Source organism: Ravibacter arvi, assembly GCF_039540405.1.
In the GTDB taxonomy this organism is placed as follows: Bacteria; Bacteroidota; Bacteroidia; order Cytophagales; family Spirosomataceae; genus Ravibacter; species Ravibacter arvi.
In genome coordinates, this window is sequence record NZ_BAABEY010000005.1 from 52,210 (window position 1) to 75,615 (window position 23,406).

A 23,406-nucleotide genomic window follows, 5' to 3' on the forward strand; every position below is an offset into this window, starting at 1 on the left:
GTCTATTTCTGCGCATCTACCACGGCAGTGGCTACCATACTGACAATTTCCCGTACCGAGCTTCCCAACTGCAGCACGTGAACCGGCTTTTTCAATCCCAGGAGAATCGGACCTATGGTTTCCAGCTTGGCGGCTTCTTTCAACAGGTTGTAGGCAATGTTGCTTGCAGAAAGATTGGGAAAAATCAACGTATTGGCGCCGCCTTCAATGATGTCCGCAAACGGATGGTTCTTTTTCAGCAGCTCCACGTCGAGGGCCAGGTGCGCCTGCATTTCGCCGTCGATGATCATATCGGGGTGTTTGCGCTTCAGGATTGCAACGGCCTGGCTCATTTTTTCAGCGTCTTCACCCTTTGCGCTGCCAAAGTTGGAGTAAGTGACGAGCGCAATCCTGGGCCTGATGCTGTAGCGCTCCACGGCGCGCGAGGTGAGCTCAGTAATTTCCACAAGTTCTTCAACGGTAGGATTGAGATTCACCGTAGTGTCCGAAAAGAACAGCGGCCCGTGCGGGGTGTGTAAAATGTACATGCCTGCCACGCGGTTCACGCCCGCATCACGGCCGATCACCTGGAGCGCCGGGCGGAGGGTGTCCGGGTAATTGCGTGATAAACCGGAGATCAGCACGTCAGCTTCGCCTTTCTCGACCATCATAGAGCCGAAATAATTCCGGTTGTACATCAGCCGTCGCGCCTCAAACCTGGTGAGCCCTTTGCGTTTTCGCAGGTCATAAAGTTTTTCGGCATATTCCTCGATCTTGGGCAGCACCGCTTCCGATTGGGTGAAAATAATGGGTACATCGCCCAGGTCCAGGCTGTTTTCCCGGATCAGTCTCCCTATAATTTTGTCGTCTCCCAGAAAAATCGGCTGTGCAATTCCCTCTTCCCGGACCTGGTGAGCCGCTTTCAGCACCTGGAGGTTTTCAGCGTCTGCAAAAACCACTTTTTTCGGCGCTGACTTTGCCTTGTTGATGATCACCCGCGAGAGCCGGTCGAACCGCCCCTGCCGTGATGACAGTTCCGTTTGGTAGGCCTCCCAGTCTTCAATCGTTTTGCGTGCTACACCGGTTTCAATAGCAGCCTTCGCCACGGCCGGGGCTACGGTGGTAAGAAGCCTCGGGTCTACCGGCTTGGGAATGATGTACTGTCTGCCAAAAACAATGCTCTCCTGGTTGTAGGCGACATTGACAATATCGGGTACGGGTTTTTTGGCCAGGTCGGCCAGGGCGTAGACCGCTGCCAGCTTCATCGCTTCGTTAATTTCGGTGGCCCTGACATCGAGCGCTCCCCTGAAAATATAAGGGAAGCCCAGCACATTGTTAATCTGGTTCGGAAAATCGGACCGCCCGGTCGCCATTATGGCATCCGGCCTGGCTTCAACCGCGTCCTGGTAAGGAATTTCCGGGTCCGGGTTCGCCATAGCAAAAACAATGGGATCCTTGGCCATGGTTTGTATCATTTCCCTGGAAACAATATTCCCGACCGACAACCCGAGAAAAAGGTCCGCTCCCTGAAGTGCTTCTGCCATGCTGCCATACCGGATTGACGAAGCCATTTGCCGCCGCATGGGGTCGAGATCAGTCCGGTCCTGATGAACGCAGCCGTCGATGTCGAACATGACCAGGTTTTCGCGCCTGACGCCCAGAGTGACGTACAGTTGCGCGCAGGAGATGGCTGCGGCGCCTGCTCCTGAAATAACTACTTTAATGGTAGAAGCATCTTTCCCGACCAGCTCGAGCGCATTCAGTAAAGCGGCGCCCGAAATAATGGCGGTTCCGTGCTGGTCATCGTGCATGACCGGGATATTGAGATCGGCTTTCAGGCGTCGCTCAATCTCGAAGCACTCCGGTGATTTGATGTCTTCGAGGTTGATTCCGCCGAAGGTAGGTTCAAGAATTTTTACCGTTCTGACGAACTCGTCGATATCTTGGGTATTGAGTTCCAGGTCAAAGACATCAATGTCTGCATAAATTTTGAAAAGCAGCCCTTTCCCTTCCATTACGGGTTTAGAAGCCTCCGGGCCGATATTTCCGAGCCCCAGTACTGCCGTTCCGTTGCTGACTACCGCTACGAGATTTCCTTTGGCGGTATAGAGGTAGGCGTCCTCCGGGTTTTCCGCTATTTCAAGGCAAGGTACCGCGACGCCCGGGGAATACGCGAGCGTCAGATCGTGTTGCGAGTTGTACTCTTTGGTGGGCACGACCTGGATTTTACCGGGCCTTCCCTTCGCGTGGTAATAGAGGGCATCTTCTTTCCGTACCTTCTTTGTCATAGCATTTAATGAGTTGATGAAAATCAAAAGTACTGACAAATCGCGAATCTCCGGACCGGATATCCCCGCTCACCCCTCAAACCTCATCCCTGCCCAAACACTTTCTTTAGCGTCTGTGTCACGCGCGCCACCGGGTCTTTCCTGATTTTTTTTTCTTCCTCGCCTACCAGGTGGAAGAGACCGTCCATGGTTTTCTGGGTTGCGTATTGGATCAGGTCAGGGTTAATCTTTTTCACCAGCGGCACTTTGTTGTAAGCATTGGCCAGGTCGGTATAGTACCTGGAGACATGGTTCTTGTCCAGTGTGTTTTTTACGACAGGAGAGAAAGCTTTGTATAGCTGCGTGTTGGTTTTCTGTTTGAGGTAGGACGTTGCCGCGGTATCGGCGCCGTTGAGAATGGAAAGCGCGTCGGTGATGGACATGGAAGTGACCGCGTTGGCAAAGATAGGTACCGATTCTTTGGCGGCTCCCTCGGCAGCCCGGTTTAGCGATACAATAAACTTATCAACTTCCGGACCCAGTCCCATTTTTCTTAACGTGCTTTCAGCACGCTGCAGTTCGGGAGGTAGCAAAAGCTTGATGACTTCATTTTTCAAAAAGCCGTCAGGTGACGACGCCTGAGTGGCTCCTTTTTTGATCCCCTGTGCGAGGGCTTCCTTTAATCCGCTGATAATTTCTTTTTCCGATAATCCGCCTCCTTTTGCTTCGCTGTTTTCACCGCCCAGCAACCCGCCGAGTTTCTTGCCTAGCTGAGCATGTGAGATGAATGGAACAAAAAGAAAGAGAAAAATAAGCGGTTGATACTTTTTCATAGGGTTAATAAAATCTGGTTGGTACTATAGATAGAACCGGCTTCGAGTGAGAAAAATTGTCGGAACCAATCAATAATTTGATGGCGTCAGCCGGGGGGGCGCTGCGTTCTGTGTGTTGCTTTGTCCACCGAAAACCCGCTTAAGAATTTGGGTTACCCGGGCTACAGGGTCCTTCCTGATTTTCCGTTCTTCATCGGCAACCAGCGTGAAAAGCCCGTCAATAGCTTTGTTGGTGGCGTATCGCTTGAGATCGGGATCTACTTTTTGTACAAACGGGATTTTATTGTAAGTGTTAACAATGTCGGAATAGTACCGTGTGGCCTGGTTGAGTTGCAGGGTACTGTCTACGACCGGGTAAAAGCTGTTGAACAAAGCAACCCCCGAGGTTCTGCGCAGGTAGGCGGTCGCGGCGGTGTCAGATCCGTTCAGGATACCCAATGCGTCCTGTATGGTCATCGAGGTAATGGCTGTAAAAAAAATGGGCTTTGCTTTCTTGGCGGCGTCTTCCGCTGCCCGGTTCAGTGAAAGAATGAATTTGTCTACTTCCTTCCCGAGGCCGATCTGGCGTAGCGCATTTTCTACTTTTTGCGCTTCAGGCGGCATCAGGATCTTGATAAGCGCATTGCCGAAATAGCCGTTTACCTGAGACGCCTGTCCGGCACCGTTGTCGATACCTACCCGTAATGCTTCTTTGAGTCCCTGGACAATTTCGGAATTGGTAAGCGGACCGCCGCTTCCGGAATTCATATCCTGGAGGACGGTACCCAGCGTGGCGCATCCTCCCAATGCAGTTACAATCAATAAGCCGGCAAAAAGTTTCTGAATCATAAAGAGAATCTGGTGAAAAGTCGATATAATAGAATACGGGAAAAGCACCGCTAAGTAACAGGCGGGCGCATTTTACGTCGGTTAAAGACGCAGGTTTTCAGTGGAGCGGGAAATAAAAATGCCGGGGAACTATTTCTTAAGGCCAAGTTCCCGGAGCCTTTCATCGAGGAATTGCCCGGCGGTCATGTCAACGTAGCGCTTCGGCGATTCGGCACTGACGCAGCTTTCAAGACTGGTGAGGTCCATGTCTGCCCTGGGATGCATAAAGAAGGGAATGGAATACCGTGAGGTTTTCATTTTTTCCCGCGGAGGATTTACCACCCGATGAATCGTGGATTTGAGTTTGTGGTTGGTTAGCCGGTCGAGCATGTCGCCGACGTTCACCACGATCTGGTCGGGCAGAGCGGTAATAGAAACCCATTGCCCGTCCCTGCGAAGTACCTCAAGGCCTTCCGCGCTGGCCCCCATCAAAAGGGTGATCAGGTTGATATCCCCGTGCGCTGCGGCCCTTACGGCGCCTTCTTCCAGTGTGTCCGGGTTTTCGATCGGAAAATAATGCAGGGCCCTTAAAATACTGTCGCCTTGCGCAACCCTGCTTTCGAAATATTCTTCCGGTAGCTCCAGGTAAATGGCAATCGCTTTCAGGAGCGTTTTGCCCGTTTCCTCAAAAATCCGGTAAACCTCCAGTGTATGGGTTTTGAATTCCGATACTTCCTCAGGGAAAATATTCTCCGGCATGGCGCCGGTAGGGTGGGGCTGGCCTACGTGATAGAACTCCTTCAGGTCGGCCGCCTTGAATCCTTTGGCAGTCTCCTTGCCTTTTCCGACGTATCCGCGTTGACCAAAGAGCTCGGGGAATTCATACTTTTTCTTGACCGCCTCGGGTAAGGAGAAAAACTCCTGTACCGAGCGGTAAAGATGGGCCCGGAGTGTTTCATCCAGGCCATGATTTTTTATGGCCACAAACCCGATGGTGTTGAAGGCATTTCCAAGGTCTGCGACAAATTTGCCCTTTTGGACGCTGTTTCCTTTCACGAAATCCGACATGTCGAGTGATGGAATTTCGTTAAGTAAGGCGGTGTCCATTAGCTGTTTTTTGCAAGTTGAAAAAAAAGTTCATTACCATCGGCGAAGGCCGGCATTCAGCCCGGAAGAAGGTAGCTGGATTAAAGCCCGAAAGCCGATTTGATTTTGTCTACGTAGTCGAGTTTCTCCCACGTGAAGAGCTCCACTTCCAACTTTACAGAATTTCCGTCGGTCGCTTTGAACTCTTTCGTAACGATCTCGTTTTTCCTTCCCATGTGGCCGTAAGCCGCTGTTTCAGAGTAAATAGGTTTACGGAGCTTGAGTCTTTGCTCAATAGCATACGGGCGTAAATCGAACAATTCGCTCAGCTTTACAGCAATTTCTCCATCGGTCAGACCTACTTTAGAGGTGCCGTAGGTGTTGACAAACAGGCCGCACGGTTTTGCAACACCGATGGCGTAGGAAATCTGAACGAGAATTTCGTCAGCGAGCCCCGCAGCTACCGCGTTCTTGGCCATGTGCCTGGTGGCATAAGCGGCTGACCGGTCGACTTTTGACGGATCTTTTCCCGAAAACGCCCCGCCACCGTGCGCACCTTTTCCGCCGTATGTATCGACAATGATTTTACGGCCTGTAAGACCGGTGTCTCCGTGCGGGCCGCCGATAACAAATTTGCCGGTCGGGTTAATGTGGTAAGTGATTGCGCTGTTAAACAGTTGCTGCGTTTCCGGTTTTAGCTTTGCCATGACGCGGGGAATAACAATATTGATAATATCCGCTTTAATCTTTGCAAGCATCGCTTCTTCCGTATCGAAGTCGTCGTGTTGCGTGGACACCACAATCGTGTCAATTCTCAGGGGAGTATTGTCATCGCTGTACTCGATCGTCACCTGGGATTTCGCATCCGGGCGAAGATAGGGGATGAGGTTCGGCTCGTTGTTGCGGATGTCGGAAAGCTCTTGCAGCAATTTATGCGCCAGGTCTAACGCCAGCGGCATATAGTTTTCGGTTTCCCGCGTGGCATATCCGAACATGATACCCTGGTCCCCGGCTCCCTGTGCATTGGCCCGCGCTTCGAAATCTTCGGCCTGGGGGCGGCGATCTACTCCCTGGTTAATGTCTGCGCTCTGGTCATGAATGGCAGAAAGGACGCCACAGGAACTTGCGTCAAACATGTACTCGCCCTTGTTGTACCCGATGCGGGAAATAACATCACGGGCAATTTTCTGCACGTCCAGGTAAACGTTTGTTTTTACCTCTCCCGCCAGAACTACCTGGCCCGTGGTAACCAGCGTTTCGCAGGCTACTTTGCTATCGGGGTCAAACGCAAGAAAATGATCAATAAGCGCATCCGAAATTTGATCGGCTACTTTATCGGGGTGTCCCTCAGAAACAGATTCAGAAGTGAATAAATAAGGCATGTATGAAAGTAAGAAGACGTACAAATATTTAACCGGGCGGACAGAGCGACACTTGAGCGCGTACTCAGGCCGACCGGCTAATTTGAAATATTAAAATGAATTATTCAAAGACAAGCTTTCTAAAATACGAAAAAGGCTTTAATACATTTTATACAACCCCGTTTTTTTGTCTTAAAGGGGTGATAGGGACGTTAACGTGTCTTTCAGCATGATAACTGGACCGCACAAGCGGACCGGCTTCGACGTAGGCGATCCCGCGGCGCAAGCCTTCCTCTTTGTACTTTTCAAATTGGTCGGGTGTAATCCACTCCAGTACTTCATGGTGCATTTTAGTGGGCTGCAGGTATTGTCCCAGCGTCAGTATATCCAGTCCGTGCTCTACCAGGTCGTCCATGGCTTTGTGAACCTCGTCGGTTGTTTCCCCGAGTCCCAGCATGATACCTGTTTTTGTTCTTTTTCCAAGCTCCTTGGTCCGGAGGGTTTGCTCGAGACTCCTGCTGTACCGGGCCTGCGGACGAACGCCGCGGTAGAGCCGTTCTACCGTTTCCATATTATGCGAAACCACCTCCTGGCCGGCCTCCACCATACGGAAGAGGGCATCCCAGTTCCCTTTTACGTCCGGGATCAAGGTCTCTATCGTCGTTTCAGGGCTGGTCTCTTTTACCATTCTTACCGTCTGGTACCAGATTTCGGCGCCTCTGTCCTTCAATTCATCGCGGTTGACGGAAGTAATGACGGCGTGCTGTACCTTCATCAGCCGGATGGCTTCCGCTACGCGCCGCGGCTCGTCGGTATCATATTCATTGGGCCGGCCGGTTGCGACTGCACAAAAGGTACAGCTTCTGGTGCACACATTGCCGAGAATCATAAAAGTTGCGGTGCCCGCTCCCCAGCATTCCCCCATATTCGGACAGTTGCCACTCTCGCATATGGTATGAAGCTTGTGAGTATCAACTAATTGGCGTACCCTCAGGTAGTCCGGGCCGGTTGGCAGCTTGACACGTAACCAGTCTGGTTTGCGTTTGCGCTCCGGCGTAATCACGGGAAGATCAATCATAATGGTTATTCAATCAATGGATTCGGCCTGCCTTGTCAGGACATTCCGAATCGTTACTGTTTCTTTGATCCGAAATATAGGTTCAAATAACCGGAAGTGAAGAAACTTCGGTTAGTATTGGTCGAAGTCGGGGAGGTGGAAAAAGCCATGATGTCGATCCGTCGCGTAAAAGCCTCCATCAGGAAACCGACTTCAAGACCGGTTACATTGTTTCTGAAAGTGCTGAGTTCCAGGTTGACTGCCGCTTTGGCATGCAGCCCCGGTACAATTTTGCTTTTCCCGAACCCGCTGAAAAAGCCTGCTGAAGGCGCCCCGGCCAAATCGGGCGTGTAAGGCACCGTCACAGTCCGGCCGCCCTCCTGCCATTGAACCATAAACGGTTTTTCAAGGCCAATGGTCGGACCCACCGCAATAATTCCGCTCAGACCTAATCCTTCGTTATTCTGCCGGTTGTAAAAAAACAGCTCGCGACCGTATTGCGGCCGGATAGAAAACAGGTAGTTGGCTTTATTGCTGATGGTATTGAAACCGATCTGCGATCCCGAAGCGTATTCTTTCGGGCTTTTAACATTGACAATTTCCAGCGCCAGGTATTGGTATTGCGTTTTGCCAAGCAACGGGGCCTGAAGCAGTTTGGTATAACGGACATTCAACCCGCCCAATATGCCCGAATTGGTATTTGCATTAATACCAAAAGCCAGAAGTGACTTGTAAGTGTCCGGATTGTTAGCCAAAGCCCTCTTTCTCACGGCCTGCCCGAACGTATCGGTGGTAATTACGACCAGCGCAAACCAAATAGCGCCTATAGTGCTGATTCTCATGAGGCAATTGTCGAATATCTTCAAGGAGTTTTTCGCTTGGAACAAAACGAACTCAATTTAGTGAATTTTGGCAACAGTATATGTCCCGAACAGTTTTTTGTAAATTTACGTTCTTTAATCCAAGTGCAAAATCATTTAACAATGCCCACAATTCAATCACAATACCTGGGAGAGCTTAGAACAGAGGCGGTTCACGTCAAATCCGGTACGCTTATTCAGACGGATGCACCGGTAGACAACCAGGGAAAAGGAGAACTGTTCTCTCCCTCGGACCTTGTTGCCGGAGCGTTTACCAGCTGCATGATGACCATTATGGGGATTCTTGCCGAACGCGTTGCTATTTCTATCACAGGTACTACCGCCGACACCGTAAAGGTAATGTCACCGGATCTGCCGCGCCGGATTGTCCGCCTCGAGGTGACTTTCCGGATGAAAACCGAACGGGAACTTACGGATGCGGAGAAGAGTAAATTTGAAAAAGCTGCCCATACCTGCCCGGTCGCACTGAGTTTACATCCCGACATTGAGCAGGCAGTTGTTTTTAACTGGTAGTCCGGTTGTTTTCCCTACCCGGGAGAACCGTCATTTTATAGAAGCAGGCGAATGCTGAAGTTTTTGTATGGGTTGTCCATCAGGGGATATGTAGGCCTGCTGCACGTGGCGGCGTTTTTTTCGCCGAAGGCCCGGCTATGGGTACGGGGCCGGAAGGACTGGCGTATGCGGCTTTCCGGGCGGATGGGGCCGGTCAGAAAGGCAGGCCGGAAAACCGCCTGGTTTCATGCGGCCTCGCTCGGGGAATTTGAGCAGGGCCGGCCCGTAATAGAAGCGTTTAGAAGGGCCTATCCCGACTATTTTATTGTATTGACATTCTTTTCCCCATCCGGGTACGAAATCAGGAAGAACTACGCAGGAGCGGATTATATCTGCTACCTGCCGGCGGATACCGCTGCCAATGCCCGCGAATTCGTAAACCTGGTGAAACCCGAAATCGCCCTGTTTGTCAAGTACGAGTTTTGGTACAACTACCTGAAAAGTCTTGCCGATCAGCATATCCCTATTCTGCTATTTTCTGCTATTTTTCGCCCGGAGCAGGTGTTTTTCAAAAGTTGGGGCGGGTTTTACCGCTCATGGCTAATGTTGTTCAGCTCGATCCTGGTGCAGGATCAGGCATCGGCAGACCTTCTACGACAAGTGGAGGGTATCCGGGAGGTAATCGTAGGAGGGGACACACGTTTTGACCGCGCAAAGCAGCTACTGGATAACCGGCGTGAGCTTCCCGAAATTTCTGCATTTGCAGGAGAGGGCGTCTGCCTGGTTGTAGGGTCTGCGTGGGGCCAGGATATGCAGTTGCTGATACCCGTTCTCAACCGGTTGGGGACCCGGCTAAAGGCCATCGTGGCGCCGCACGAAATCAATGCGGATGAGCTTTCGGAGTGGGAGCGGCAGCTGGATTTGCCTTCCCTGCGCTACTCGGAGTACAGGGACAGCGGGTTTGTCCTACCGGAAAAAGCGCCGAATTATCTTTTCATCGACAATATCGGTATGCTGTCTTCCCTATATGGTTACGGCAAAATCGCCTACATAGGGGGGGCATTCGGAAAAGGGCTTCATAACACTTTGGAAGCGGCTACCTATGGCATGCCGGTTTTCTTCGGTAACAAAAACTACCTGAAGTTCTCCGAGGCCGTAGCGCTACGGGATGCCGGTATAGCCGTCCCCGTCGATAACGGTGAAGCTTTCGAGCAAGCTGTTCTGGGGCTTCTGGCGGATCCCGGAGCGATCCGGCGTGTCGCTGCCGACAGCCGAGAGTTTGTCGCCGCACGCACCGGCGCAACCGGAACCGTAATGGATGTAGTGAAGCGATTTATCGCTTAATCGCAGAATTCTTTCTCGGCCAGGTAGTTGACCAGGTTAGCCTGGCAGCCGAGCAGCCTTGCCTTCGGACCAAGCTCCGAGATCTTGATGGTGAGTGCATTCCTGAAATCGGAAAGGCAGTAGCGGTTGATGGCCTGCTCCATCGGGTTGGTGATGAAATTGTCGGCCCTGGCCAGAACGCCGGTCACTATGATGGCCTCGGGGTTGAAAAGATGCACGGCTGTAGCAAGTCCTTTGCCCAGCTCTGCCCCCAGGTTGCTCAGCAGGTCGATAGAGAAGCTGTCGCCCATTTTGACTGCTTGTATAATGTGATCGGCGCTGAGGGAGTGGTTATCGGCCCCGGCAAGTTTGGTCAGCAGGGTGGCCCTCCCTGCTGCAATTCCCTCCTCAGCTTGCCTGATAAGCGCCACAGCTGACGTAATGGTATCAAGGCATCCCACCTTTCCGCACTCGCACAGGATACCGTCAGGATTTACCTGGATATGCCCCAGCTCCCCGGCGAATCCTTTTGAGCCGCCAAAAACCTCGCCTTCCAGTAAAACGCCCAAACCGACGCCCCAATCGATATTGATGGTCAGCACGTGTTTGAATTTTTTTGCGAGCCCGAACCGGTACTCCCCGTAGGCGGTTGCGTGGGTGTCATTCATCATGAGCACCGGCAACTGGTATTTTTTTCTTAGCGCTTCGGTGAGGGAAACACCTTCCGGCGTCAATTGCGGGTACGACTGGTTCAGGCCCTGGCTTGGTGAAATCAAACCCGGCATGGTAACCCCGATACCCCAGAAGTCCTCCCGGGACAAGGGAATACCCGCTAAAAAAGCGTCGAGTTCTCCTGTGAGTTGCGCCAGGTAAGACGGCGCATTTTCAAGGTGCAGGCTGCGGTGATGCTCGTGAAGAATCTCGTTGTTCAGGTTCATCACCACAAAATTTGCCTCGTTACGGTTGACGTCGATCAGCAGGTTTACCTTCTTGTCAGAATTAAGGCCATATAAAACGGGTGGCCGGCCGGCTTTGGCGACGCCGATCCCCTTTTCAATTACCCAGCCTTCACGTTGCATTTCATTCACAATCCCCGTCGCAGAAGGGATACTGCTGTGAAAGAGCCGCGATAGTTTGTTGATCGATGTGGTATGCGTCCTGTAGAGCTCTTTAATAAGGTGTCTGCGAAGGCGATTCTTCTTAAGGTCGATAACGGAAGAAGAATTTTCTATTATTTCTGCCATACTGATAGGTCTGAAACATTGAACCGTAGTCGGGAATGTGTCTTTTTACTGGGTTAAGGCCAATGGTTTGCCAAAAATATCATTAAAATGGTAATATGCAGCGATAATAATTAAATTTCTCAATATATGAACGAGTTATTCTGAAATTTTTTTAAAAATACCCGGCAATTAATCTCAATGCAGGAAATGCGTGAATAGTCCGATATCTTATAGATCTTTGTGGAATTGAAAGATACTATGTCAAAGTAAGCAGTGATAATGACGGGTTTGGTTTTGCGTTCAACGGGTTCGTGGTATGAGGTGCAGGATTTGGAGGTCCTGACCATTTGGAAATGTCGTCTAAAAGGCAAATTTAAGCATCTGGATTTGAAAGTCACCAATCCGGTTGCTGTGGGAGATGTGGTAGACGTCGAGATAGAGAACGAGCAGCAGCGCACCGCCATTATATCCGCGATCCATACCCGCGAAAATTATATCGCCAGGCGCTCCGTACACAAGACCGGTCATTCGCACATTCTGGCGGCCAACCTGGACCAGGCGGCACTCGTTGTTACGCTTACGTTTCCGAAAACTTCGCTGGGGTTTATAGACCGTTTCCTGGTGACTACGGAGTCATTCCGGATCCCGACACTGCTTGTTTTCAATAAACAGGATATTCTGGCGCCGGAATGGCTCGATCTTCAGGAGGATATTGTGAGCCTTTACCGGGGCATCGGCTATGATTGCCTGCTGACCGACGCCTTGTCGGGAGCCGGCCTGGACGCCTTGAAAGCGAAGCTGCTGGGCAAAAAGACATTGCTTTCCGGCCACTCCGGCGTAGGGAAATCTACCCTGATGAACCAGCTCTACCCGGGCCTCAACCTGAAAACGCAGCAGGTGTCTACCTATGCCAACAAAGGGGTTCATACGACTACCTTCGCCGAGATGCATGCCTGCGGGGAGGGTACCTATATTATTGATTCTCCAGGTATTAAGGAGCTGGGGCTCAGCGGGATAGCTCCCGAAGAAATCAGCCATTTCTTCCCTGAAATGCGTTCTCTCCTCAATACCTGCCGGTTTCACAATTGCCTGCATGTAGAAGAGCCGGGCTGTTCGGTCAAGCAGGCCGTTGCGGAGGACCGGATTGGCATCAGTCGCTACGAAAGTTACCTGAGTATGCTCAGCAACCAGGACAATCGCCGGTAATCCTCTAGTGGACGGCCCTCGACAGTATGCTCAGCGCTTTTATGATTTCCTCTTCGTCAAGGCTGCCAAAACCGAGACGCATCGCGCGCAGATGCTCGTTCTGAAAGAGAAGGGTTTGGGGAATATGTAAGCCCATTTCGGCGGACAACTGGCTGGAACGAAGTAGGTTAATTGGTTCTTTCCATTCTGTCCATACCGCAAGACCCCCCGGCGGCGCTGTAAAGGTTAGGTTCCGACCGAATTGTCTTTCGAGCTCGTTGCAAAACAAATCGCGTCTGGCCCGGTAAATACGGAGCGCTTTTTTGAGGTGGCGCTGAATTTCACCCTCCGCCAGCATCTCACCAAGGGCCTGTTCCATCACGTGATCGCCCTGCCGGTCAATAATCCGCCTGATTTTAGACAGTTCGCCAACCAGGTTTTCGGGCGCGACCAGGTACCCCTGGCGGAGTCCCGGCGCCAGTGCTTTGCAAAATGATCCTATGTAAACCACCATGCCCGCGGTGTCGGCGCTTGCCAGGGGTAAAAGCGGGCTGCTGTCATAGTGAAAATCATAGTCGTGGTCGTCTTCAAGGATTATAAAACCGAAGGTCTGAGCGAGCTGGAGAAGCTCGATGCGCCGTTCGGCGCTGAGCGTTACCGTGGTAGGGTAGTGGTGGTGCGGGGTCAGGTAAAGCATCCTGACCTTTCTCTTTTCGCAGAGCGTTCTGAGCGCGGGAATCGAGATCCCGTTTTCATCAACCGGAACGGTAGCAATTTTTGCGCGCATCTGCTGAAAGATCATATTCCCGACATAGTGGCTTGTACTCCCCACAACTACCAGGTTGCCCGGCTGAAGGAGCAGCGTCGAAGCCAGAAATATTCCCATTTGGGTGCCGCGTGTGGTCAGGATATTATCCGGCCGTATCGGAAGTCCCCGCGTGTTGTTGAGATAGGCGGCCAGTTGCTGCCGGTAATACCAATTGCCCTCAACGCGCGAATAGGCCAGGTGCTGCTGCCCGGATTTTCTGTTGAGAACCCGCCGGTAGGCTTTGCCCAGTTTATCCAGCGGGGCAATGCGGATATCCGGCTGTCCGTCTGTGAACTCCAGTGTTTTGGCAACGCGGGTAACGGGGCGTTCCAGCAGGCTGCTGACCGGGAACGGGAACCCAGTCTCTTTGGGATACCGGAATGTCTGGTATTCTCCCGGGAGGGTGTTGGTTTTCATGACCGGCGGTTTGTCCGTTACAAAGGCGCCGACGTTGGGTTTTACAATGATCCATCCCTGGGCGTCGAGCTCATTAACGGCGGTTATTACAGTTTTCCTGTGCACTTTCAAAAGTTCCGCGAGCCGGCGTGTCCCCGGCAATTTCGCGCCGGGTAAAAGCGCCCCCCGTTGAATTGCATTGATAAACTGCCTGCTGATCTGGAGATAGACCGGCGGACCGGTACGCTCTATGCGGATCATACTCCTGAAAGGTATTTCAACCGGACTACTCATTAATTCAAAACTGGACGATTTGTATGATCCGGTAAGGTACTAGTTTTGCCGCATTCTCTCTTAAAAATGTTGATAACCATGATGAAAAATGTACTGGGCGTACTGCTTCTTTTCACGGCAGGCATCCTCCCCATCCGGGCGCAGCAGATTAATCTCGACCCGGTGACCGTGAGCACGTCGATACTCGAAAAAAGAGCCTCAGAAACGGGCCGTAACCTGACCGTAATCCGCGGAGAGGATTTGCGCAACCTGCCCGTCAGCAGCATCGATGAAATTCTGCGCTATTTACCAGGGCTGGAGATTCAGGCACGGGGACCTATGGGCGCGCAAAGTGATATTGTACTGAGGGGCGGGACCTTCCAGCAGGTATTGGTGGTATTGGACGGGCTCAGGCTGAATGACCCTACTACCGGACATTTCAATAGCTATATCCCGATTTCACCCTCTGAAATATCCCGTATCGAAATATTGAAGGGAGCCTCGTCGTCGATTTACGGATCGGAAGCGGTTGGGGGCGTGGTGTCTGTTATTACCAAAACATTTGAAAGCTCGTCCAAGGCCGACGAAAGCTTCCTCGAAGGCGGGCTTGCCGCGGGCCAGTACGGTCTATGGAACGGGCAGCTGGGCGGCTACCTGCATAAAGATAAGCTTCGGGTATCGGGCGGGATACTGAGCAACAATGCATCGGGTCAGGAATTGCGCGGAACGAAAGGGTATTTTCATAACCATACGGCAAGTGTATCGGCACGTTATCAACTGGCAGCAAACACACATGTAGCCTACCGGGCGTCATTCGATCGACGCGATTTCGCGGCTCAGAACTTCTATACGGCGTTCGTATCGGATACCGCCACTGAAAAGGTGACGGGCTGGTGGCAGCAACTGGAGATAGGCCATACCGGGAAAAGCTCAGCTCTTACCCTGAAAGCCGGCCTGAAAAGTGCTGTAGACGAATATTTGTATAACCCGGTTTCGGTGGCCAACAAAAATACTTCGGGACTCGGCCAGCTGCTGCTGACCTGGTCCCGGCAGTGGTCGGACCATACCGATTTTGTTGCCGGGGTCAATTACCAGCAAAGAAAAATCAGGTCCAACGACCGCGGAAACCATGAAATTCAGCAGGTGGCGCCTTTTGTAGCCGCCAGTCACAGGATCGGAAACCTGAATATTCATCCGTCGCTTCGCCTTGATTGGCGCGAAAGTAGCAGCGCGGAATTAGTGCCTCAGCTCAACCTCTCGTACAAACTGGCAAGCTGGCAGCTGCGGGCGAGCGTAGGGAAAACCATCCGGGATCCGGATTTTACCGAACGGTTCAACAACTACAACAAAAAACTGGTAACGGGTGGAAGCGTCGGGAACCCGGATCTTGTGCCTGAAAAATCGCTCAGCTATGAAGTTGGGTTTGATTATTTTCACAATACCAACTGGAAGATTTCGGCCACCGGTTTTCAACGGCATCAGCGTGATCTGATTGACTATGTGCCGACGTCCTTTGCCGACATGCCCCGGAAGGAGAACTTGTCGCCTACGGGAAGTTTCGCGCTGGCAGAAAACATAGCCCGCGTCGTTACCAGGGGAGTGGAAGCAGATTTGCAATATCAATACGCATGGAATAAAAAGAACCGCCTGAACGGGATGTTAGGTATCACACTGTTAGACAGCGAACAGTCGGTGGCAAAGCCCTCTTTTTACCTGTCGTCCCATGCGAAGCTTCTTGTAAATACGTCAGTATCGTATAAAACGGGCAGGTTTTTCGGTTCCTTGAACGGCTTGTACAAAAAGCGGGAGCCGAGGCAGGAGAATGCATTATTGACCAGGGTGGAAAAAACCTATTTCGTGCTCAACGCACAGGCCGGGCTGGATGTGATTGTCGATAAGCTGAGCCTCTTTATCCAGGTAGACAACCTGACCGACAAACGCTACAGTGACCTTTTAGGGGCCACTATGCCAGGCCGCTGGTGGAGGGCCGGAATAAAATTCAGGTACTAGTCGGGCGAAGCCATCGGTTGAAGTTCCCGGCGATGCAAACAGGGTTTTCAGGTCTTGGGTGATCAGCCTGAACAGCGTCGCCGGGAGCTGGCAGGGTATCGGGGGCCCAGCTAAATGCGCTCCAGGTCTATAAACTCGAAGGACGAAGCGTGTTTTTCATCTTTCGGATGGAACGATCGGTCTGTCACTTTCCAGTCTTCTTCGTCGAAGCGGAAAAACGCGTCGCCATCCTGAAAATCGTTCACGCGGGTCAGGTAAATCCGGTCGGCTATAGCGGTCGCCATGGCGTAGATTTCGCCGCCGCCGATTACAAACGCTTCCTCCGTCCCGAAGCCGCCCGCTTTCTCGACCGCATCTTCGAGAGAGGTGCAGGTTATAACTCCGGCGACGGCAAAAGAAGGGTTCCGGGTTATGACGAGCGAAGTGCGGCCGGGTAATGGTTTTCCGATCGATTCAAAAGTTTTCCGCCCCATGATAATAGGACTGCCCAGTGTGAGCCGTTTGAATCTTTTTAAATCTTCCGGCAAATGCCAGAGCAGTTTATTATCCGCTCCGATAACATCTTTCTGATTAGCAGCAACAACCAGTGAAAGTTTCATGTGTAAAAAGGGGTGAGCTATGAGGTGTGAGCCGTGAGCTGTGAGGGGTACGGTTCAAGATACGTTTCGGGACACTTGCCCTCATACCTCATACCTCACACCTTATACCTCATACCTCACCCCTCACACCCCTGCAATTTACACACATTCCCCGGAGAAAAACCGGTGGGCCTATTGAGGCGGCAATATTTTGACGGCCTGGCGTGCAAGAAGCTTCCATTCCGAGCCTTGTTTTTGCCAAACCTGCAATACTTTCAGGTTAGCAGTGCCAGGGTCCTTGCCGGCATCCGTCGTGTTCCCGGTAAGGTGGTGGCGGACAATGGCGGTTTCCCCGGAAATGTCGATGGTTTGTTCCGTTAATTCAAGCGTTTGAAAATCAAACTTGCCGCTTACAAGCGATTCGATAAATTGTTGGCGGTTCTCGATCAGGCCGCTCGAATGGCCGTAGGTCAGCAGATCAACTGTCAGGCCTTCCAATGCGGCTTTTTCCGGATCAAGGAGTACCTTACGAAGCGCTTCGACGGCGTCCTCAACCTCTTTCCGGTAATTGCTTGTATCCGCTTTCTTTTCAGCGGGCTGGGTACATCCTGAAATGTAAAACGCAATCAGGACAAGTGAAAATAGTTTTTTCATTAGGTTTCCGGTCGGATTGTTCTTTATCAAAAAGCGTATCGACCCGGAAACCTAACCGGCCGGCACCCGGAAATTAACGGGCACAGGCCGGGTAGCCCCTTCTGTTTACCGGCGGAATGAGTATCTGTCATCCTGATGGCGCATTTGTATTTCTGGCCGTAGCCGGGGCGGTGAGCAGAATTTTACCCTTAGTTGTCTGAATTATCCATTGTGTACTGTATTTTTCGGAGTTAGTTTTGTTTGTTACCGGGTTGTATTTGGTTTTTTGTAGATATTGTCCGGCCAGGGTTTTCCGGGTTTTGTGCCCCGGAACCGAAATGTTAAAAATCAGCAAGTATGCATTCTCTATTTAAAAGCAGGTTTATTTCGATCGTTTCCCTCTTTTCTCTATTATCAACTGCCGCCATATTGATGTATTGTGCAGGCGGGAAGGAGCTGATCAAGGAAAATAATTTTGAGACCCTCCAATTGGGATCTTTCGTGGAAAAAGATTTTCCGTATATCTCTACTTCCATGGATGCAAGTAAACTGGGGGCCTCCTTTCCGAAAGACAATATTTCGGCGCGGACCCTGGCACTCAAGCTGGGCGACAGCAGCTATGTCTGTTTTGATACCGACCTGTTGCGGTGGACGGTGGCCTGGACCGGTGAATTCCTGCCCATGTACCTTATGCCCCAGGTATCTTATAAAGATTACTACAACAAGGGCAATAAAACGGCGCAAATAGCCGGCACCCCCAAATTGGCGACCGGGCTTTACCCCGGATGGACCGCAGGTGCTCCCGTTTTCAAGGACATCAGACCGGGTGTCGGCAAGCAGGATATTCCGGTCTGGGGACCGCTGGCAGCTAAGGACGGGCATTGGAACGGTGTGTATGTGTACCGCAACCAGGCGGTGCTGAGCTACCAGGTTAGTAATTCTCAGCTGTACGAAATGGTAACGGCGGCACCGTTTGCCGGGGAAAAAGGTTTTCAAAGAAATTTCAGAATCCAGCCCAACCAGGAAAATTTGTACCTGACCGCCGCGGAAGTAGCCGACGGCTCCGACGTGAAGATCTCCGATCGGATTTCCTATGTATTTCACGGAAATAAAAAGGATTCCGTTACCGCTGTTGCCGTTATCGGACCGGGTGCGAAAACCAATATTGTAGACAAAAGATATCTCTCGGTTGAGGTTCCGTCAGCCGGAAGCAGCCGGGAAGTGGCTGTTTTGGTATGGAAAGGGCCGTTCTCAAAGCTGAAAGATTTCGAGGCAAAGGCAGCATCCGGAAAACCGGCTCCGTTTCCGGGCTTTCAGAAGGGAGGACCTGCTATCTGGAAAGGGTCGGTATTTACGCAAGGCAAGCTGGGAGCTGATTCCGAAGACTATGTAATTGACCAGGTAACGCTGCCCGTCCCCAACCCCTGGAAGAGAAACGTCCGCCTGGCGGACGTGGCATTCTGGCCGGACGGAAAGGCGGCAGGGGTCACTTTTTCCGGTGATGTATGGATCATTGAAGGAATCTCCGCCGATTTGAAAAAAGTAAAGTGGACCCGGTTTGCATCCGGCCTGCACGAATCGATGAGCATCGAGATCCGGCACAATGACGTGTACGTCTATGACCGGGACGGGATCACCAGGTTGGTCGATTTGAACAAAGACGGAATGGCCGACTACTACGAGAATTTCTCGAATGTAATGGAGCAATCTCCCGAATCGAGGGAATGGGCCGGAAGTATGGCCCTGGGACCTGACGATTGCTTTTATATCTCGAAAGGCGGCGCACTTAACGCCGGCGACGGGCCTACGCCTTTCGCGGCAAAGGGCTTTCGGACCGGTTCAATACAGTCAGGAAGCGTGCTGAAAGTGAGCAAAGACGGTAAGAGCGTGGAAGTACTCGCAACCGGGATGCGAGGTCCGTTTATCGGTATGAACCCCCAAACCGGTGTGCTCACTGCTTCCGATCAACAGGGGAACTTTGTCCCTTCAACGCCGTTGTTCCTGATCAAAAAAGGTCATTTTTATGGCGTTCCCGCCACCCGGCACGGAACGGGCTCCCGGGAGCCTGACAAGCCGCTTACCTGGATCCCGCACAACGTCGATCGCTCTGCGATTGCCCAGACCTGGATCACCAGCGACAAAATGGGACCATTGAACGGAGATCTTATCCACTTTTCTTTCGGGCGCCCGGGGCTGCTGCGGGTACTCTTCGATACTACCGGTGACGGAACCGTACAAGGTGGTGTAAGCTTTATTAAAGCCGCTTATACCGCGCCGACTTCAAAGGGTACCATCAACCCGAAAGACGGAATGTTATATATTTCGGGCTTTAACCTCTGGGGGTCAAGTGCCAATGGAATCAGCGCGCTCCAGCGCCTGCGGTATACAGGACTTCCCAGCTATCGCCCCAATAAATTTGAGGTGGGTACCCAGGGAGTGGTAATCCGTTTCGATTCGCCGCTTGACGAGAAGGCCGCAACTGAGGCCAGGAACTACCGCGTGAAGCGGTGGAACTACCTTCGAACCGAGGAATACGGCTCCGGGCATTACAAGCTGGACGGTACCCCCGGACAGGAAAGTCTCCCGGTTTTGAAGAGTTACCTTTCTGCAGATAAAAAAGCGGTGTTCCTGTTGATCCCGGATGTCAGAGTGACAGAACAGATGGAGGTTTTGTACGATATAAGCGCCGCTGATGGCAGGGCCATGCAGGATGGTTTCTGGTTTACGCCCAAATCGGTGGAGCCGCTTTCTTTGAACGCTTATGGTTTTGGAACTGTTGATTTCGCCCTCCTGACGGATAAAGCTGCCATTGCAAAAGCTGCCGAGCACCTGGTAGATGTAGTATCGGCAGAACACGGGAAAGCGATGTTTGAAAAGCTGGCTTGTGCCGGCTGCCATTCGACGGGAACACAGGTCGATGGTATGTACGGACCGCCTTTAAAAGGGATATTGGGCAAACGTCGCGAGTTTTCGGATGGTACCGCAAGTGTCGCGAATGAAAAATATCTCAAGGAGTCGATTCTCGACCCTCCCGTGAAGCGCGTGAAAAATTATAGCGGTGAAATGCCATCTTATGTGGGTGTTGTTTCGGATAGTGATATTGAATCTATAATTTTGTACATCAAATCACTATAACTAAACCCTGTAATGGTTGGAAAGCGCTCGCTTTCAATTGGGGCAAAGCGGCTGGTGGCCGCTTTTGTCTTAGCTGGAGTTTTCAGTACCCTCGCCTTGGCGCAAAAGCCCAATGCAAAATACCGGTACCATATTTTCAAAGCAACGTCTCCTATTCAGATAGACGGTGTCGGCAATGACCCGGCCTGGTCCACGACCGAGATCGCATCAGATTTCTTTATGATGCAGCCGATGGATACAAGCTTTGCGAATGCCAAGACGGATGTGCGCCTCGCATACGACGAACATAACCTGTATATCCTGGTAGAAAACCACAAACCCGTCAAAGGGAGCCTTGTGGTAGAGTCATTGAAACGTGACTTCAGCTTCAACAAAAACGACAACTTCCTGTTATTCATGGATCCCTATGACGACCGGACTAACGGTTTTTCATTCGGGTCGAATGCGGCCGGAGCTCCGTGGGACGGGCAACAGGTGGATGGCGGTACGGTTGACCTTAACTGGGAAAACCGATGGTACAGCGCAGTGAAGAACGACGACGAAAAATGGGTGTGGGAAGCCGCGATACCGTTTAAAAGCATACGTTACAAAGACGGGCTGATGGAGTGGGGGATCAATTTCAGCAGATTGGACCTGACCATATCCGAAAAGTCGTCCTGGGCGCCGGTCCCGAGGCAGTTCGCTTCGGCCAACCTGGCATATACCGGGGTACTGGTCTGGGACCGGCCGCCTCCCAAACAGGGTCTGAATATTTCGGTCATTCCTTATGCCGCGGGCCGGATCCAGAAAAATTACCAGAAGGAAACGCCCTGGAAGCGAACCGGCGATATTGGTGGTGACGTGAAAATCGGCATTACACCCTCGCTGAATCTTGACCTGACTGTTAACCCGGATTTTTCGCAGGTAGATGTCGACGTGCAGCAAACCAATCTTGACAGGTTCGAGCTGTTTTTCCCGGAACGGAGGCAGTTTTTCCTTGAGAATGCGGACATATTTGCCAATTTCGGGTACGCCAACCTGCGTCCTTTTTTCTCGCGGCGCATCGGCTTGGGGATGCCCATACAATTCGGTGCCAGGCTAAGCGGCAAGATTGATAAAAACTGGCGGATTGGCGTGCTGGATACGCAAACCTCCGCCCAGGATTCGACCCCTGTCACCAACTACGGCGTGGTGGCGGTTCAGCGCCGGGTTTTCGCCCGCTCGAATGTCCGTTTGATGATGGTCAACAAACAGGCCATAAACTACCAGGATACCCTACACCGTTACACCGGCAGGTATAACCGGAATTTCGGCGCCGAATTTAACCTTGCTTCAGCCAATAACCTGTGGACCGGGAAGTTGATGGCCTTCAAATCGGTGAGTGCCAATACGCCGGAAGTCCCGGGCCAGTCGGGCGGTAAACTGCCGAAAGGCTGGGTGCATGCCGCCGATCTTTCCTACAACAAGGCAAACTTTTTCTGGCAGTGGCAGCATGAACTCATGGGCGAGGGCTACAATGCGGAAGTAGGCTACACTCCAAACGCCCTGCGTGGGCAATATGCCAAAATCAACCCGAGCATCGGCTACCTGTTTTTCGTCAAGTCCCGGTTGCTGATCAGTCATGGGCCCAAGCTGATACAGCAGGCATATTGGGACAAAGATTTCAAAAATTCGGATAACGATCTCACGCTGCAATATCATTTCAATTTAAGGAACCGTGCCACGGCCATGTTTTGGGGCGGAAGTACGTTTATCCGCCTGCTGTCTCCTTTTGATCCGTCCAATTCGGGAAGGACTCCGCTTCCTGCAGGAAGCAGGCACAGTTGGAAAGCGGCCGGGTTTGAGTATGTTTCCGAACCGCAGCGCCCGCTTACGTATTCACTGCTGGGAAGATTTGGCGGATACTATGAAAACGGGAATTATACGCGGCTGAAGGCAGATCTGGGCGGCCGTGTACAACCTTACCTGGCTACCTTGCTCAGCGCCACCTATACGCAAATCAGGTTGCCCCATATCGGCGAAGAAGTGAAATACTGGCTCGTTGGGCCGCGTATTGATGTAACGTTCACCAATACCCTGTTTCTTACTACCTTTTTGCAATATAACAGCCAGATGGACAACGTAAACCTTAATACAAGGTTTCAGTGGCGATTCAAGCCCGCTTCAGATTTCTTCCTGGTTTACACAGACAATTACCTGCCGGAAAACTTCCGGGTCAAAAACCGCGCGCTGGTACTGAAATGTACGTATTGGCTGAATATGTAGGAAGGTGTGAGGTGTGAGGGGTGTGCTCTCCTCCGTTCTTTAACCGCTCCCGAAAAAGCAAAGAGCGATGAGAAAGCTATCTCATCGCTCTTTGCCGTCGCCCGGCTCCACCTCACACCTCACACCTCAAACCTTGCACCTCATACCTCACCCCTCATACCCCACCCCTCACATCGTAATCTTATCCAGCGACATATGCCTTTTCATGTTGGTTAGTGCCCCGAATACGAGATTGTATACTGACTGAATATTGATTTTCATCAGCTCGGCGATTTCATGGTTGCTCATGTTCATGTAGAACTTGAGATAAATAGCCTCGCGCTGGCGTTTCGGGAGCCTTTCAAGCGCGGTGCTGAGGTACTGACTGGTGGTATCGTATTCTTCGTCGGAAATTACTTCCGATTCATGCGAAGGCGTATTGATTTGCCAGTACTCTACCGGAATATCTTCATTGCTGGTGTTTTTCTGAAAGGCGTTGATGTGCCTGACAAGCTTTCTTTTGATAGAAGCCATCAGATAGAACCGCACCGACGTGGTGTCGCCGATGGTAGATTTATTACGCCACAACTCTACAAAGAGGTCGTGAATGCAATCTTTAATGAGGGGTTTGTCCAGCGTAAATTGAGAACAGTACTGATATAAGATGTGAACATAAGACTGGTAGAGGTTCGAAAACGCATTTTCATCGCCCTTTCTGAATTGATTCCAAAATTCCAGCTCTTCTTCTTGCTTGTAGCGTACATGTGCCATTATAACGGTAAGGATTTAGGATTTAGGAGTAAGCACATAATAGTCATACTTACACTTGTAAAGATATCTAATTATTTATTTAATT

General features: G+C 51.5%; 18 protein-coding genes. 6 read left to right on the forward strand and 12 right to left on the reverse strand.

Annotation, left to right across the window (positions count from 1 at the left end):
* Positions 1 to 2 precede the first annotated feature (2 nt).
* The 7 genes from ABD852_RS03450 to ABD852_RS03480 all read right to left on the reverse strand — a co-directional run bounded on the left by ABD852_RS03450 (position 3) and on the right by ABD852_RS03480 (position 8,232).
* The gene (locus ABD852_RS03450; RefSeq protein ID WP_345026620.1) at positions 3 to 2,267 is read right to left on the reverse strand and encodes an NADP-dependent malic enzyme; all 2,265 of its coding nucleotides are present in this window, start codon (positions 2,265 to 2,267) and stop codon (positions 3 to 5) included.
* Positions 2,268 to 2,350: 83 nt separating this feature from the next.
* Positions 2,351 to 3,079, reverse strand: coding sequence for a DUF4197 domain-containing protein (locus ABD852_RS03455; protein ID WP_345026621.1), 729 nt, complete (start codon positions 3,077 to 3,079; stop codon positions 2,351 to 2,353).
* A gap of 69 nt (positions 3,080 to 3,148) precedes the next feature.
* Positions 3,149 to 3,907: a DUF4197 domain-containing protein gene (locus tag ABD852_RS03460; protein ID WP_345026622.1), complete on the reverse strand. Its 759-nt coding sequence runs from the start codon at positions 3,905 to 3,907 to the stop codon at positions 3,149 to 3,151.
* A 129-nt stretch (positions 3,908 to 4,036) separates the two neighbouring features.
* A complete protein-coding gene (locus ABD852_RS03465) occupies positions 4,037 to 4,993 on the reverse strand; it encodes an isopenicillin N synthase family dioxygenase (protein WP_345026623.1) in 957 nt (318 codons plus the stop codon).
* Between the two features lie 80 nt (positions 4,994 to 5,073).
* On the reverse strand, positions 5,074 to 6,354 hold the full coding sequence (gene metK, locus ABD852_RS03470; protein WP_345026624.1) for a methionine adenosyltransferase: 1,281 nt from the start codon (positions 6,352 to 6,354) through the stop codon (positions 5,074 to 5,076).
* Between the two features lie 148 nt (positions 6,355 to 6,502).
* Positions 6,503 to 7,411: a lipoyl synthase gene (gene lipA, locus ABD852_RS03475; protein WP_345026625.1), complete on the reverse strand. Its 909-nt coding sequence runs from the start codon at positions 7,409 to 7,411 to the stop codon at positions 6,503 to 6,505.
* 53 nt (positions 7,412 to 7,464) lie between these two features.
* A complete protein-coding gene (locus ABD852_RS03480) occupies positions 7,465 to 8,232 on the reverse strand; it encodes a hypothetical protein (protein WP_345026626.1) in 768 nt (255 codons plus the stop codon).
* A gap of 141 nt (positions 8,233 to 8,373) precedes the next feature.
* On the opposite strand from ABD852_RS03480, the gene ABD852_RS03485 reads away from it, so the two are divergent.
* Both ABD852_RS03485 and ABD852_RS03490 read left to right on the forward strand, forming a co-directional pair.
* Positions 8,374 to 8,784: an OsmC family protein gene (locus ABD852_RS03485; protein ID WP_345026627.1), complete on the forward strand. Its 411-nt coding sequence runs from the start codon at positions 8,374 to 8,376 to the stop codon at positions 8,782 to 8,784.
* A 51-nt stretch (positions 8,785 to 8,835) separates the two neighbouring features.
* Entirely contained in the window at positions 8,836 to 10,107 is a 1,272-nt protein-coding gene (locus tag ABD852_RS03490; protein WP_345026628.1) for a 3-deoxy-D-manno-octulosonic acid transferase, read from the forward strand.
* Here the strand turns inward: ABD852_RS03490 and ABD852_RS03495 are convergent.
* The gene (locus ABD852_RS03495; protein ID WP_345026629.1) at positions 10,104 to 11,330 is read right to left on the reverse strand and encodes an ROK family protein; all 1,227 of its coding nucleotides are present in this window, start codon (positions 11,328 to 11,330) and stop codon (positions 10,104 to 10,106) included. The genes ABD852_RS03490 and ABD852_RS03495 overlap by 4 nt on opposite strands.
* Before the next feature lie 258 nt (positions 11,331 to 11,588).
* Here ABD852_RS03495 and rsgA point away from each other — a divergent pair, with 258 nt between their 5' ends.
* Complete coding sequence (gene rsgA / locus ABD852_RS03500; protein WP_345026630.1) at positions 11,589 to 12,515, forward strand: ribosome small subunit-dependent GTPase A; 927 nt, start codon at positions 11,589 to 11,591, stop codon at positions 12,513 to 12,515.
* A 4-nt stretch (positions 12,516 to 12,519) separates the two neighbouring features.
* Here the strand turns inward: rsgA and ABD852_RS03505 are convergent, their stop codons facing one another.
* Positions 12,520 to 13,959: an aminotransferase-like domain-containing protein gene (locus ABD852_RS03505; RefSeq protein WP_345026631.1), complete on the reverse strand. Its 1,440-nt coding sequence runs from the start codon at positions 13,957 to 13,959 to the stop codon at positions 12,520 to 12,522.
* 111 nt (positions 13,960 to 14,070) lie between these two features.
* Here ABD852_RS03505 and ABD852_RS03510 point away from each other — a divergent pair, with 111 nt between their 5' ends.
* Entirely contained in the window at positions 14,071 to 15,981 is a 1,911-nt protein-coding gene (locus tag ABD852_RS03510; protein WP_345026632.1) for a TonB-dependent receptor plug domain-containing protein, read from the forward strand.
* A 110-nt stretch (positions 15,982 to 16,091) separates the two neighbouring features.
* On the opposite strand, the gene ABD852_RS03515 is transcribed toward ABD852_RS03510, so the two are convergent.
* Both ABD852_RS03515 and ABD852_RS03520 read right to left on the reverse strand, forming a co-directional pair.
* A complete protein-coding gene (locus tag ABD852_RS03515; RefSeq protein ID WP_345026633.1) occupies positions 16,092 to 16,580 on the reverse strand; it encodes a dihydrofolate reductase in 489 nt (162 codons plus the stop codon).
* Positions 16,581 to 16,751: 171 nt separating this feature from the next.
* Positions 16,752 to 17,213, reverse strand: a complete 462-nt coding sequence (locus tag ABD852_RS03520) for a nuclear transport factor 2 family protein (protein ID WP_345026634.1) — start codon at positions 17,211 to 17,213, stop codon at positions 16,752 to 16,754.
* Between the two features lie 336 nt (positions 17,214 to 17,549).
* On the opposite strand from ABD852_RS03520, the gene ABD852_RS03525 reads away from it, so the two are divergent.
* Both ABD852_RS03525 and ABD852_RS03530 read left to right on the forward strand, forming a co-directional pair.
* Entirely contained in the window at positions 17,550 to 20,327 is a 2,778-nt protein-coding gene (locus tag ABD852_RS03525; protein ID WP_345026635.1) for a DUF6797 domain-containing protein, read from the forward strand.
* A 12-nt stretch (positions 20,328 to 20,339) separates the two neighbouring features.
* A complete protein-coding gene (locus ABD852_RS03530; RefSeq protein ID WP_345026636.1) occupies positions 20,340 to 22,571 on the forward strand; it encodes a DUF5916 domain-containing protein in 2,232 nt (743 codons plus the stop codon).
* Between the two features lie 168 nt (positions 22,572 to 22,739).
* On the opposite strand, the gene ABD852_RS03535 is transcribed toward ABD852_RS03530, so the two are convergent.
* A complete protein-coding gene (locus ABD852_RS03535) occupies positions 22,740 to 23,321 on the reverse strand; it encodes an RNA polymerase sigma factor (RefSeq protein ID WP_345026637.1) in 582 nt (193 codons plus the stop codon).
* Positions 23,322 to 23,406: the final 85 nt, after the last annotated feature.